Raw genomic sequence first — 319 nt, forward strand, 5'->3', positions numbered from 1 at the left:
GACGGAACATACAAAAACGGATCGGGAATTGAGCGCTGGTATGACGGAGATATAGATAAGATGAACTCTGAGCGTTTTCCTAGTGCGACCGCTAAAGAGTATGCTGAGCTGATGCAAAAAATCAATAGCCGCACTTATTTTTCAAAGGAGGTACAGACGTACCTTCATCCGCTTCTTGAGGGGATAATGGAAAATCCAGCAAATAAGCAATGGCTTCAGCATGCAGGCAAGAAGGGTGGATCAACCGCCTATATCTTGACCGATGCAATGTATGCAACTACAAAAGAAGGCACCCGGACAGAGCTTGCTGTATTCTTTC

1 pseudogene is annotated in these 319 nt (G+C 45.1%); it reads left to right on the plus strand.

Annotated features, from left to right (window positions below):
* A pseudogene (locus LKX83_RS32275) lies at positions 1 to 319 on the plus strand (serine hydrolase); the annotation flags it as partial.

It is taken from the genome of Cohnella baijiui, from assembly GCF_020731285.1.
Taxonomy (GTDB): Bacteria; Bacillota; Bacilli; order Paenibacillales; family Paenibacillaceae; genus Cohnella.